Below are 13318 nucleotides of genomic sequence, written 5' to 3' on the forward strand. Positions count from 1 at the left end.
ACGAAGATCGCCAATTTTTTCACGATCTCCGCCGTCGCTGCTGCGGCCTGCACGCCCCTCGCCGTATCCGACTTTAACGGGGAAAGTGTCAAAATCCAGTCACCTGACCGCAACCACGACGACGCTTCCGTGCAGGAAGAGGCGCGCGCCTGTGCGGGCTGAAAGGTAAAACGGCACAATACGCCTCATCGACGCAACGCTATGCGCCGCAATATTTCAGCCATACATGGGATCACCTGTTCATTTGCATCTGATCCCGACAGCGCAAATGCAAATAAAAAGGACGGCACCTTGCGGCACCGCCCCTGAAAGCCATGCGGGCCGGGGGGATTATTCCTCGGCTGCCGCGCCTTCGGCTTCGGCATCATCTTCCGAACGCAGCGCCGACGGGGCGGCGATGTTGGCGATGACAAAGTTACGGTCCACAGTGGGACGCACGCCTTCGGGCAGTTTCACATCGTTGATGTGGATCGAATCGCCGACCTGATGGCCCGACAGGTCCACGGTGATGTGGTCGGGGATGTCGCCGGCGGTGACAACCAGTTCCACCTCGGGGCGCACCGTCACCAGCGTGCCGCCGCGCTTCAGACCGGGGCACTGATCGTGGTTGATGAATTCCACGTGGATGAACAGGTTCACCTTGGACGTACGACGCAGGCGCATAAAGTCGATATGCGTCGGCAGGTCTTTCACCACGTCACGCTGCACGTTGCGGCAGATGACGCGCACGTCTTCCTGACCGTCAACCTTCAGGTTCCACAGCGTGGACATGAAACGGCCTGCGCGCAGTTTCGTCAGCAGACCGTTAAACTCCAGCGCGATGGGCTGGGGGTCTTTATGGTCGCCATATACAATGCCGGGCACCTTGCCTTCGCGGCGAGCTTGACGGGCGGCCCCCTTGCCTGTCCCCGTGCGTGCCTCGGCCACCAGATCCGGGATCACTTTGGCCATGGTATCTATCCTTTGTTTGCGTTAACGGCCATCCTCCAAGGGTGCATGACCGAAAGCGCGCCTATACGGCATCGCACGGCATTTGAAAAGGTAGAAAATGGGCATTCTGCACGAGCTGCGCATCTCGCGCGTGCCGGTCATGGGGCTGATAGCCATTGGTCTGTTCTGGGGCAGTATCGCCGCATGGCTGCCCGAGATCAAGGCACGCGCGGGCGTGATCGACGCCCAGTTCGGCGCGCTGATGATGCTGTCGGCGGCGGGGGGCATGACCGCGATGGCGGTGGCGCCGCGTCTTCTGGCGCGGTGCGGGCCGGTCATCCTGCCGATCAGCGCGGCTCTGGTGGCGCTGGTCAGCTTGCTGCCTGCCGCCGTCGGATCATGGGCAGGGCTGGCGGCCATGCTGCTGGCGACAGGGGCCACGATGTCGCTGTGCGATATTCTCGCCAACATCCGCATCGCCGAGGCCGAGGCGCAGGTGGGTCGTTCGCTGCAAAACCTGAATCATGCCATGTATTCGCTGGCACTGGCGGCATCGGCCGCGGTGATGGGGCTACTGCGCGGCGCGGGCTGGACCCATGGCACAGCGGTAATCCCGGTCGCACTGCTGATCGCGGCTTGCACTGCGGTGATGGCAACAGCGCCCACCCCGCCCCGCGAGATCCCCGAACATCTCAACGCACCCCAGATCCCCGCGCCATGGCTGGTCATCCTGCCCGGCGCGCTGATCCTGTGGCTGTCGTTTCTGACCGAAAACGGCACCGAGACATGGGGCGCCCTGCATATCGAGCGCACGCTTGGCGCATCAGGCGGCGTCGGTGCGGCGGGGCCAGCGATATTTGCGCTGGCGATGGGGCTGGCGCGACTGGCAGGACAGGCGCTGACCCGCATTCTGGGCGAAGTGCGGCTGATCGCCCTGTCGGTTGCCATGGCCCTGACAGGTGCCGTGCTGCTGACATTGGCGCCGGGGCTTGGGCTGGCGATCACCGGCGCGGCGGCGCTTGGGTTGGGCGTGGCGGTGGTGGTGCCGACAACGAACACACTGATCGCCCGCACCGTGCCCGCACATCAGCGCGCCAGCGCCATTTCGCGTGCATGGCTGATCGGGTTCACCGGCTTTTTCATTGGGCCGCCACTGATGGGGCTTGTGTCGCAGGCGGGCGGGCTGCGGTTGGCCTTTGGTGCGATCGCCGCGCTGATCGCGCTGATGCTGCCTTGCCTGTGGGCACTGTCGCAGAGACTGCGGGTCAGTCCTGCGACGGCGCGGCGGGATCAGCCGCCTCGGGCTGCGGCGGATCGCCTGCATCCTGCACGGTCACGCCCGCCCCATCACCCAATTCCTGATCCAGCCGGGTCACCAGATCGGCAGTAATGTCAATCACATCCAGCGATACGAACACCGTGCGCTGATCCAGAACCGCGACCGCGCCGCGTTCCTGCATCATCCGGCCCATGATCGGCAGCGCGGCACGGTAAAAAGCCGCGCGGTCGGCCTCGGCCCGCGCGTTCAGATCGGCGGCGACCTGTGCACGTTCCCGGCGCACCTCGGTCGCGCGCACATCGAACGCCTCGGCCAGACGGCGAAATTCGGCGGCATCGGCGGTGCTGCGCCGGGCCGTCAGGTCAGATTCTTCGGCAGACAGCTGTTCGGCCAAACGGTCGTTTTCTGCCTGAAGCAGACGGCCCTGTTCTTCAAGCTCGGCCTGCACACGCTGCCCCCAGGCCGAACGCAGGAATAGCGCATCTTCATCCACCGTCAGCACCGGGGCGATGGCCAGCACCGCCCCGTCAACCGCCGCCACCGTGCCACTGGGCAGCGCGGCGGGGTCACTGCTGCGCAGCGGCTTGATCGGCGGCGATGTAACCGGGTCGTCCTGCTGCGCTACCGCAGGGGCAGCCCAGACAGCCAGCACCGCCACGAATGCCGCCAGCCCGCGCATCAGAACTGCGTCGAGATGGTCAGATCGAACGACTGCGTTTCGTCATAGTCCATGTGCTTCAGCGGCTTGGCAAAGTTCAGCCGCAGCGGACCAATCGGCGTCGTCCAGAAAATCGACGCCCCGACCGAGGTGCGAATGTGCATCCCGTCATCCACCACTCCGCCCGTGCCGATCACATCGTTCAGGCCCCAGATCGCACCGGCATCAGCAAATACACCGCCGGTGATGCCGTATTCTTCGGGCAGCCCCAGCGGGAACTGCGCTTCGGTCCGCACGGCCCAGAAATAGTTGCCGCCCAAGGCATCCTGGTTCACCGCAGTCAGATCGCGCGGACCAGTGCCATTCGGGCGATAGCCGCGAATGCGGTTGGCGTTGCGGAAACGGTCGGTCACGCGGGTTTCGTAATCACCATAGGCATAGATCGCCCCGGCCTCGAACTCGGCCCGCAGGGTGACTTCCTCGCGCCAGGCGCGACTTTCCACACCGGCATTCAGGGTCGAGGTCACGGCCTTGACGTCGCCCCCCAGCCCGGCGAATTCCTGATTGAACCGGATGCGATAAGCGGTCAGCGGGTCCAGCCCGGTGTTCCGCGTGTCCCACGTATAGGTATAACCCAATGCCGAAGTCAGGCGCGAACCTTCCTCGCGCTGAATGATTTCGGAACTGTCCGTCGTGACGTTCAGCAGCCGGTTGTCGGCAATGGTATAGCCGACCTCAAGCCGCCCATTGGGCGACACGGGGAACTGCAACCCGGTCGAAAAACCGGCGCTGCGGGTATCATATTTGGCGTTAAGCTGTTCGGTTTCCTGATACCAGCCGGAAATACGCCAGCGCAGATCGCGCGCAAACACCGACGGTTCCACAAAGGTCAGCCGCGCCTGCCGGTCACCATCGGCGGTCGAAATATTGACCCCCAGTTCCTGCCCGCGGCCCATAAAGTTCCGTTCGTTCACGGAAACCGCAAACCCAAGGCCCGAGTTTTCGCCGTAGGACGCGCCAAAGGTCAGGCTGCCGGTCGGCTGTTCCTCGACGTTGACATCAACGATCACCTGCTGATCGCTGCTGCCCTGCCGGGTCTGCACCTGTGCATCCGAGAAATACCCCAGCGCACGGATGCGTTCGGCCGAGTTGCGGATTTCGCGCGGGCTGAACGGATCGCCTTCAACGGTGTGGAACTGACGGCGGATCACCTCATCCAGGGTGGTGGTGTTGCCCTGAATGTCAATGCGTTCCACAAAGACGCGCGGGCCACGGGTCAGCACATAGGTCAGATCCAGCGTGCGGTTATCGGGGTTGCGGCTGATGCGCGGCTCGATATTGACGAAATCCTGCGATTGCTGGATTGCCACGGTTTCCATCCGGCGGATGGTGTTGTCGATCACGGCAGGGTTGTAAATCGCACCGCTGCGCACCCGGTTCTGCGCGCCATAGGCCGCCGCATCCACGCCCGGAATCTCGGAAATGGTGGTGACATTGCCGAACCGATACTGCGGCCCTTCCTGAATGTTGAAGGTGATATAAAAGGCATCACGCTCGCGAGCCAGTTCCGGGGCCACACCCTGCACCCTGAAATCCGCATACCCGCGCGAACGATAGAAATCGGTCAGCAGCTGTTCATCCAGCGGGATACGGTCAGGCGCAAAGGTATCGCGCCGCACGAAGGTGCGCAGCAGGCCGGCCTGTTTGGTTTGCAGCACGTTGCGCAGGCGGCGGTCGGAAAACGCGCGGTTGCCGGTAAAGCCGATCCGCTCGATCTCGGTCAGGTCGCCTTCGGTAATTTCGAACACCAGATCGACGCGGTTATCCGACCGGCGGATGATGCGCGGTTCGACCCGCGCGGCATAGCGGCCATCGGCGGCATAAGCCTGCGCAATGGCGTTGGCATCGGCAATCGCCTGACTGGGCTGATAGACGCGACGCGATTGCGACTGGATCAAACTGGACAGTTCGGCGTCACGCTTGCGCCGGTTGCCCTCGAAATTGATGACGTTCACCATCGGGTATTCGCGCACCCGGATCACCAGCGTATTGCCCTGCGGGATCACCTCGGCCGTTTCGAACAGGCCCGAGCCGATCAGCCGCTGCACCGCGTCATTCAATTCGCCGGGCGTGACGTTCTGGCCGCGCTGCACCCGCGCATAAGACAGGATCGTCGCCGGTTCGATGCGCTGGTTCCCCTCGATCCGCACATCGTTGAACACCGCCGCAGTGGCCGCGCCCGCCGTTACCATCCCAACCGGCGCCGCCAGCGCCAGCATCGTCATCAGCGCCACCGTGCGCGAGCCGAGTTTTCGTGTCATTGCCGCCCTCTTTCCAGCCTGTATGCGGATCGCTGCCCGCTGGTTTCTTTTGTTCCACGCAATAGCCGGATCAGGTGGGGGCTGTCAAAACGCATCCGCGTTCTATGGACAGAAAAGATCGTTGGTGAGTCCGAAAATCATCAGCGCCACCACCGCCGCCATGCCAAGCGAGGTCAACAGGCTCAGCGCCCGATCCGATGGCGGACGGCCCGTCACGGCCTCGTAAGTGTAAAACATCAGGTGGCCGCCATCCAGAACCGGGATCGGCAACAGGTTCAAAAACCCGATGGCCGCCGACAGAACCGCGATCCACCACAGGAAATTCGCCCCACCCGCGCTGGCCGCCTGCCCCGTGCTTTCGGCAATGGAAATCGCCCCGCCCAGATTGCACGCGCCGATCTGCCCGGAAATCATCGCCCACATCCCGGTCAGGGACGAGGTGATGATGCCCCAAGTCTGCCCCGCGCCCAGCCACAGCGCCTCGATTGGGCCGGCGCGGCGGGTTTCAGGGGTGACATAGCCTTCGCCCCCCGTCACCCCAATCAGCCAGCGCCGTTCAAAACCGCCATCCGCCGAGGGCATATCCTGTTCCTTGGGCCGCAACGTCACGCCAAGCTCACCCGCGCCGGGGCGCCAAACGCTCAGCCCAATCGGGTCGCCCGCCGCCGCCTCGACATGGGTGCGCAGATCGCTGAACCGGGCCAGCGGCTGATCGTTGGCGCGCAGGATCACATCCCCGCCGCGCAACCCCGCCTCGGCCGCCGCTGAACGCGGTGCGATACCGCTGACGCGGGGCGGCATCGGATCAGGCCCCGCCACGGTCAGCTCTACCCCGTCGCGGCGCACATGCCAATCATGGCTGGCCGCAGGCGACAGAGTGGCGGTCAGTTCGGCCAGGTCACGCCATGTCGCGACGGGATGGCCATCCAGCGCCAGAATCTGATCGCCGGGTTGCAGGTTGTTGATGGTGCCCGGCGGCCCCTCGATCACGCGGCCCACGGTCAGATCGCCGGTCGGCAGGCCCTGCACCATCGCAAAACCCGCAAAGACCAGAATCGCCAGAATAAAGTTGGCAACCGGCCCCGCCAGCAGGGTCGCAAACCGCGCCCACAGCGGCGCACCGTGCAACGTCTGCCGCAGGCGGGCCGGATCGACCGCCTGCCCCGGTCCTGCACTGGCCGCATTGGCATCGCCCAGAAACCGCACATAGCCGCCCAGCGGGATCGCCGCGACCTGCCACACCGTGCCCTGCCGGTCACGGATCGCCGCCAGACGCGGGCCGAAACCGACCGAAAACACCTCGGCCCGGATACCGGACCAGCGGCCCACCATCAGGTGGCCCAGTTCGTGCACGGTGACGATCACCGACAGCGCGACGATAAAAGAAACCAGCGTCCACAGCGTGCCGCCGAATTGTGGGATCAGATCGGACATGCTGCCTCTTTCCGTGCGGCGGCGTCCCAGTCAAGGACATCGCTTAAACTTGAAGGAGATTCCCCGAACCCCGGCTGCCCCGACAAACGATCAAGGGCATGGGCCACGCGCCCCGCCATTTCGGTGAATTTCAGGCGGCGCGCGATGAAATCGTCCAGCGCCTGTTCCTTGGCGGCATTGAACACCGCCCCGGCCGCGCCGCCCGCCGCCATCACCCCGCGTGCCAAAGCCAGCGCAGGCCAGCGGGTTTCGCACGGCTCACGAAAGGTCAGGCTGCCGATTTTCGCCAGATCCAGAAGTGGCAGCGGCAAGGGGCGGCGATCCGGCCAGTTCAGCGCATAGCCGATGGCGTGGCGCATATCGGGCGGGCCAAGATGCGCGATGGTGCCGCCATCATTATGCGTCACCATGGCATGAACGATGGATTCCGGGTGGACCAGCACCTTGATCCGGCGCGGCGGCAGATCAAAGAACTCATGCGCCTCAATGACTTCCATCGCCTTATTGAACATGCTGGCGCTGTCGATGGTGATGCGCTGCCCCATGGCCCAGTTCGGATGTGTGCTGGCCTGTTCGACCGTCGCCAGCGCAAGCTGTTCCAGCGGCCAGTCACGAAACGCCCCGCCCGAAGCGGTGATCGTCACAGCCTCGACATTTTCGATGTTATCCGATCCAAGTGACTGAAAAATAGCGGAGTGTTCAGAATCCACCGGCAGGATCGTCGCCCCGCCACGCCGCGCCGCCGCCTTGACCAAAGGCGCGGCACAGACCAGCGATTCCTTGTTCGCCAAGGCCAGCGTGCCGCCACGTTCCAGCGCCGCCAGCCCCGGCGGCAAACCCGCCGCGCCAACGATAGCCGAAAGGGTCCAGTCAGCGGGGCGGCTGGCCGCTTCGATCAGCGCGGCACCGCCCGCCGCCACCTGAACCCCCGATCCGGCCAGCGCGTCGCGCAGATCAGGCAGCGCATCGTCATATGCCGTCACGGCGATTTCGGCCCGCAGGGCACGCGCCATTTCGGCCAGACGAGCGATGTTGCGCCCCCCGCTCAGCGCAACGGTGCGGAACGCATCCGGCCCGCCTGCGCGCATCAGCAAATCAAAACCGCTTTCCCCAATGGACCCGGTGGCCCCGAATATCGACACGCCGCGCATATGGATTACAGCACCCGCGGCAGGGTCGCGATCAGCCCGATGGCCATCACCGCCAGCGTGGCCCCGGTGATCGCGTCAAACCGATCCATGAAACCACCGTGGCCGGGGATCAGGTTAGAGCTGTCCTTGACCCCTGCCCGCCGCTTGAGCCAGCTTTCGGCAATATCGCCCATCTGTCCGGCAAAGGCGACCAGCGGCGAAATCCACAACAGTGCAGGATCGCCCGCCCCGGTCGCCACCAGAACACCGCCGACGATCAGCGCACCAAACCACCCCGCCACCGTGCCCGACCATGTTTTCTTGGGGCTGAGGCGCGGCCAGAACTTTGGCCCACCGATGATCTTGCCCGCGAAATAGCCCGCGACATCGGACGCGATCACGATCCCCATCAGCCACAGAACAAAGGGCAGGCCCAGAACCTCGCGGAAACCGACCAGGCCAAAGCCGACCAACAAGATCGCCAATCCAAAGGCGGCAAACACCCAGCGGTTGCCACTGGCGGCACCGGGCAGGCCCGCGATGATCGGGATCAACAGCGCCAGAACGCCCCATTCGTCAAAGAAATTCAACGAGGTATAAACCGCACCCCCCGCCAGCACAGCCAGCACCAGCGGACGCCAGCGGCCAAAGGGCGTATCGTGCATTTCGGGGTGGCGCCAGCCAGTCAGCCGCGCCAGTTCCCAGAATGTGATACCGATGATGACCGCCATACCCATGCGCAGCCAGATGCCACTGGCCATGGCCAGAACAGCGCCAATCGCCAACAGCACCGTCGCCGAAATCAAGCGTCGGGACAGGTCAGTCCAACGCCCGCTGCCCGCCGCCGCGCCCGTCATGCCCCGCCAAAGCGCCGGTCGCGCAGGCCAAAGCGATCAAGAACCGTGGCCAGATGGTCGGGGGTGAAATCCGGCCACAACGTCTGGGTGAATTCATACTCCGCATAAGCTGCCTGAAACGGCAGAAAGTTCGATGTCCGCGTCTCGCCCGAGGTGCGGATCACCAGATCGGGGTCGGGCAGGCCCGCCGTATCCAGGCAGGCGGCCAGATCAGCCTCGGTCGGGCGGTCGATTTGCCCCGCAGCAATCTTTGCCGCCAGACGGGTCGAGGCGCGCACCAACTCGTCACGCCCGCCATAGTTGATGGCCACAGTCAGGTTCAGCCGGGCATTCACCGCCGTCCGCGCCTCGATCGAGGCCATCAGATCTTGCAGTTTACCGTCCAGACGGTCGCGGCTGCCGATAAAGCGCAACCGCACGCCTTCGGCGGCCATACCGTCAGCCTCGCGTTCGATATAGCGGCGGAAAATACCCATCAGACCAATGACTTCTTCGGTCGAGCGTTTCCAGTTTTCCGTAGAAAACGCGTAAACGGTCAGCCAGCCCACGCCCAGATCAGGGCAGGCGCGGACGATCTGTTTTACCCGTTCGGCACCGCGTCGGTGGCCAACCAGCCGCGGCCAGCCGCGCTGAGTCGCCCATCGGCCATTGCCGTCCATGATGATGGCCACATGCCGGGGCGCTGTATTCGCGCCAATCGAAGGTGCCGTTTCCGCTGCCATACCTGGTTCAGACCTGCATGATTTCGGCCTGTTTGGCCTCAAGCGCCTGATCGACATTGCCGATCATCTTGTCGGTCAGTTCCTGCACGGCGGTTTCCCAGAATTTCTGGTCATCCTCGGGCATTCCGTTGGCCTTACCCTTTTTGATCTGATCCATGCCGTCGCGGCGGACGTTGCGGATCGCCACACGCGCGTGTTCGGCGTATTGCGCGGCCACCTTGGTCAGATCGCGGCGCCGTTCTTCGTTCAGTTCGGGGATGGGCAGCATGATGATGGTGCCGTTCAGTTGCGGGTTGATCCCCAGCCCGGATTCGCGGATCGCCTTTTCCGCCTTGCCGACCAGCGCCTTGTCCCAGACATTGATCGTGACCATACGCGGTTCCGGCACGTTGACGGTGCCGATCTGGTTGATCGGGGTCGGGCTGCCATAAGCGTCAACCATGATCGGTTCGACCATCGAGGCCGAGGCCCGCCCTGTGCGCAGCGAGCCGAATTCGTGGCGCAGTGATTCCATCGCACCTTTCATCCGCCGTTCCAGATCGTCGATGTCGATTTCGATTTCCTCAGCCATCGGCCCTGCCTTTTACTCTGACGTTCCGCCGCTTGTAACCGCAAATGGCGAACAGGCAAAGGGGGATAGCAGAAACCAGTAAGCGTTCGGTAAACTTGCGCCGGTCAGCCAAGATCCAGCCGGTCGCGGCTGCCAGCGGCAAAGCGGCGCAGCACGGCAGGATAAAGCTGATGTTCCACCTTCAGCACCCGCGCAGCCAGCGCAGCGGCATCATCGCCCGGCATCACCGGCACCCGACCCTGCCCCAGAATCGGCCCGGCATCCAGATCGGCCGTGACCTGATGAACCGTGGCCCCGGCCCATTCATCGCCTGCGTCCAGCGCGCGCTGATGCGTGTGCAACCCCGGATATTTGGGCAGCAGGGACGGATGAATATTCAAAATCCGCCCCGCATAACGGTCAACAAAGGCGGGTGTCAGAATGCGCATGAACCCGGCCAGACAGATGATGTCGGGGGCCACCGCATCCAGATGTGCGGCCAGCTCGGTTTCAAACGCCGCCCTGTCGCGGCCAAAGGCGCGGTGATCGACTGCCGCCACCGGCACGCCCCGTTCCACGGCCCGCGCCAGACCGCCCGCATCAGGATCGTTCGACAGCACCAGAACCGGCCGCGCCGGATGATCGCCGGTCATGCTGTCCAGCAGGCGGACCATGTTCGACCCGCCGCCGGAAATGAGAATCGCGACACGCTTCACAACAAGCGACCACTGTAGGATACGCCCTGCCCCGCCGTCACATGCCCCAGCCGTGCAACGGTTTCGCCCGCCTCGGTCAGCGCATCCGCGATGGCATCCGCGCGATCAGGCGCAACGGCCAAAATCATGCCAATGCCGCTGTTGAAGGTTTTCAGCATCTCGACTTCGGACACACCACCAGCCTCGGCCAGCCAGCGAAACACCGGGGGCAGTTCCCACGCGCCCAGATCGACCTGCGCGCCCATGCCCTTGGGCAGAACGCGCGGCAGGTTTTCGGTGATGCCGCCGCCGGTGATATGGGCCAGCGCATGAACCCCGCCCAAGCGGATCGCGGCCAGCACGGGCTTTACATACAGCCGCGTCGGCACCAGCAATGCCTGCCCCAGCGTGCCGCCACCAAAGGGCGAGGCGGAATCCCAGTCCAGCCCCGCCGCCTGCGCCACGCGGCGCACCAGTGAAAAGCCGTTGGAATGCACCCCGTCCGAGGTCAGCCCCAGCAGCACATCGCCCTGCGCCACGCCCGCCGGCAGCTGCGAGCCACGTTCCAGCGCGCCGACCGCGAAACCGGCCAGATCGAAATCGCCCTTGGCATACATGCCGGGCATCTCGGCCGTCTCACCGCCAATCAGCGCCGCACCGGAACGGCGGCAGCCTTCGGCGATGCCATTGATAACCCGTGCCGCCTCGTCCACGGACAGTTTGCCGGTGGCGAAATAGTCCAGAAAGAACAGCGGCTCGGCCCCCTGGCAGACCAGATCGTTCACACACATCGCCACAAGGTCAATGCCCACGCCGTCCAGATGCCCGGTGTCGATCGCAATCCGCAGCTTGGTGCCGACGCCATCGGTCGCCGCCACCAGAACCGGATCGCTGAACCCCGCCGCGCGCGGATCGAACAGCGCCCCGAAACCACCAAGGGCATCCATCACACCGGGACGCGTCGTCGCCGCTGCGGCAGGTTTGATCTGTTCGACCAGCGCATTGCCCGCGTCAATGTCGACCCCGGCCTGCGCATAGGTCAGCCCTTGTTTCGGTTCGGTCATCCTGTCCCCCGTATCCGCGTTCCTTTCGCGATACCCCAAGGGCTGCGCGCAGGCAATGCGGCGCAAATGGTCCGCTTGACCGGCGCGGCGTTGCGACTTAGGTCAGGGGCAGATCATCGGGGGCCTGTAGCTCAATGGTCAGAGCAGGGCGCTCATAACGCCTTGGTTGGGGGTTCGAGTCCCTCCGGGCCTACCATTCCCACGCCAAGGGCACAGGCCGCGCCGCCCCCTGCCCACAGTTCCTTTTATTTCACAGCCAGTTGCCGCACAACGTTCCGTGCCTGTTCGATCAGCGCGGCATGGTGGGCCACGATGTCGTCTGTTGCCCCGCCCAACACGTCATAGAGGCACACGACCTCGCTGTCCTCGGCCCCGCAATAGCCGGAAATACCGACATTCAGGTGCCGCATCATCGCCTCACCTAAGCCGCGTTTGTTAAAGGCCGATTCGGGTTCGCCAGCCAAACCGATCCAGCGATGAGTCTTGATCGGCAGGCGGCGGCGGTTGCCATAGGCGATACCATAGTTCCACACCCGGTCGATATAGCCCTTCAGCATCGCCGGAATTGAAAACCACCAGATCGGAAACACAAAGATGATCGTGTCCCTGGTGCGCAGATCATCGGCTAACCGCATGGTTTCGTCGGAATAAGTCTTGTCCAGATTTTCCCAATCCGGTTCATCCGATGGCAGCAGCACCGGATCAAAGCCAGCGCGATACAGGTCCAGTTCGGCCACAGCCACGTCCAGCCTGGACAGTTCGTCCCGAACGGCATCGACAACGTGGGCCGTCATGGAATCGACGCGCGGATGCGCCCAGACAAGTTGAACAGATTTCATGTGCTTTCCTTGACGTGTCATGTGTGTGGCGGTGCGAATGTTTGATCTGACTGTAACCAGAATACCGATTGGACATTGCAACCCCGGCGGACCGAGGGTTTTTCCTTTACGAATCAAGCCAACCTACATTGCCACCGCACGGGATCAACCGGCAGAAACCGCCCCCTGACATCAACACCCACAACGCAACCACGCGACAGGTCCCGCACCCGACCGGAAAACGAACGCCGGGAACAGCCCGCCGCACCTCTTGCCCCAAAAGAAAAGACCCCGCACAGATGTCGGGGTCTTGTGGGACTTGCGGCTGGCTTATTCAGCCGGCGGAGCCATCGGGCTGCCGTCGCTGTCCTCGGGCTGTGCCGGGGCGTCGGGCGACACGCTCAGCAGATAGGCGATCAGGTTGTCCTTGCCCGGACCATCGGCCAGCCGAAAGGTCATCAGCGACCGTGCCGAAGCATCGCCGGTGATCTCGCGGACATAGTTCGTCGGGTTTTCAAGATAACGATCCAGCGAGGCCACGTCCCAGACCGCATCGGGATTGGCTTCGGCGATGGCAGTGATGCCGGGGCCGTATTTAAAGCCTTCTTCAGCAGCGAACTTGCTGCCAACGATGCCCCACAGGTTCGGGCCGGTCTTGCCGCCCTTCACGATGTCATTCCCATCGGGGTCCTGAATCATGTGACAGGCTTTGCATTTGTTATACTCGCGTTCGCCAGCGGCAGCATCGCCCTGCGCGAAGGCGGGGGCAGCCATGGACATAGCAGCGAGCGTCAGGATCAGCTTGCGGTTCATGTTGTCTCCTTTCAGCGTTTCAGATTGCCCGCCACATCCGGGCGAAC

At 63.8% G+C, this 13318-nt stretch carries 12 protein-coding genes, 1 tRNA gene and 1 pseudogene; 2 read left to right on the forward strand and 12 right to left on the reverse strand.

What is annotated here, in order from left to right; translation table 11 throughout:
- Nucleotides 1-330: 330 nt before the first annotated feature.
- Entirely contained in the window at nucleotides 331-951 is a 621-nt protein-coding gene (locus tag Q4G22_RS00495) for a 50S ribosomal protein L25/general stress protein Ctc (protein WP_303383940.1), read from the reverse strand.
- 97 nt (nucleotides 952-1048) lie between these two features.
- Between Q4G22_RS00495 and Q4G22_RS00500 the strand changes: the two genes are divergently transcribed.
- A complete protein-coding gene (locus Q4G22_RS00500) occupies nucleotides 1049-2320 on the forward strand; it encodes an MFS transporter (protein ID WP_303383941.1) in 1272 nt (423 codons plus the stop codon).
- Nucleotides 2321-2354: 34 nt separating this feature from the next.
- Here the strand turns inward: Q4G22_RS00500 and Q4G22_RS00505 are convergent.
- From Q4G22_RS00505 to purM, 9 genes and pseudogenes are all read right to left on the reverse strand, one after another.
- Nucleotides 2355-2888, reverse strand: a pseudogene (locus Q4G22_RS00505) (OmpH family outer membrane protein); the annotation flags it as partial.
- Entirely contained in the window at nucleotides 2888-5188 is a 2301-nt protein-coding gene (gene bamA, locus Q4G22_RS00510) for an outer membrane protein assembly factor BamA (RefSeq protein WP_303383942.1), read from the reverse strand. The gene bamA and the pseudogene Q4G22_RS00505, both read right to left, overlap by 1 nt.
- A 102-nt stretch (nucleotides 5189-5290) precedes the next feature.
- Entirely contained in the window at nucleotides 5291-6622 is a 1332-nt protein-coding gene (gene rseP / locus Q4G22_RS00515; protein WP_303383943.1) for an RIP metalloprotease RseP, read from the reverse strand.
- Nucleotides 6610-7773, reverse strand: a complete 1164-nt coding sequence (dxr, locus tag Q4G22_RS00520) for a 1-deoxy-D-xylulose-5-phosphate reductoisomerase (protein ID WP_303383944.1) — start codon at nucleotides 7771-7773, stop codon at nucleotides 6610-6612. Before dxr ends, rseP begins: the two co-directional genes overlap by 13 nt.
- A gap of 5 nt (nucleotides 7774-7778) precedes the next feature.
- Nucleotides 7779-8609 carry a phosphatidate cytidylyltransferase gene (locus Q4G22_RS00525; RefSeq protein WP_303383945.1) on the reverse strand — a complete coding sequence of 277 codons (831 nt, stop codon included), beginning with the start codon at nucleotides 8607-8609 and terminating at the stop codon, nucleotides 7779-7781.
- The gene (uppS, locus tag Q4G22_RS00530) at nucleotides 8606-9331 is read right to left on the reverse strand and encodes a polyprenyl diphosphate synthase (protein ID WP_303383946.1); all 726 of its coding nucleotides are present in this window, start codon (nucleotides 9329-9331) and stop codon (nucleotides 8606-8608) included. The genes Q4G22_RS00525 and uppS overlap by 4 nt, the downstream gene beginning before the upstream one ends.
- A 7-nt stretch (nucleotides 9332-9338) precedes the next feature.
- The gene (gene frr / locus Q4G22_RS00535; RefSeq protein WP_303362349.1) at nucleotides 9339-9902 is read right to left on the reverse strand and encodes a ribosome recycling factor; all 564 of its coding nucleotides are present in this window, start codon (nucleotides 9900-9902) and stop codon (nucleotides 9339-9341) included.
- 104 nt (nucleotides 9903-10006) lie between these two features.
- Nucleotides 10007-10597 (reverse strand): phosphoribosylglycinamide formyltransferase, encoded by a 591-nt coding sequence (purN, locus tag Q4G22_RS00540; protein ID WP_303383947.1) that lies wholly within the window; start codon nucleotides 10595-10597, stop codon nucleotides 10007-10009.
- Nucleotides 10594-11640: a phosphoribosylformylglycinamidine cyclo-ligase gene (purM, locus tag Q4G22_RS00545; protein ID WP_303383948.1), complete on the reverse strand. Its 1047-nt coding sequence runs from the start codon at nucleotides 11638-11640 to the stop codon at nucleotides 10594-10596. The genes purN and purM overlap by 4 nt, the downstream gene beginning before the upstream one ends.
- 120 nt (nucleotides 11641-11760) lie before the next feature.
- Between purM and Q4G22_RS00550 the strand changes: the two genes are divergently transcribed.
- Nucleotides 11761-11836, forward strand: a tRNA-Ile gene (locus Q4G22_RS00550).
- Nucleotides 11837-11885: 49 nt separating this feature from the next.
- Here the strand turns inward: Q4G22_RS00550 and Q4G22_RS00555 are convergent.
- Complete coding sequence (locus Q4G22_RS00555; RefSeq protein WP_303383949.1) at nucleotides 11886-12479, reverse strand: NAD(P)H oxidoreductase; 594 nt, start codon at nucleotides 12477-12479, stop codon at nucleotides 11886-11888.
- Nucleotides 12480-12788: 309 nt separating this feature from the next.
- On the reverse strand, nucleotides 12789-13271 hold the full coding sequence (locus tag Q4G22_RS00560; protein ID WP_303383950.1) for a cytochrome c family protein: 483 nt from the start codon (nucleotides 13269-13271) through the stop codon (nucleotides 12789-12791).
- Nucleotides 13272-13318: the final 47 nt, after the last annotated feature.

The organism is Paracoccus sp. (in: a-proteobacteria) (assembly GCF_030538655.1).
Taxonomy (GTDB): Bacteria; Pseudomonadota; Alphaproteobacteria; order Rhodobacterales; family Rhodobacteraceae; genus Paracoccus.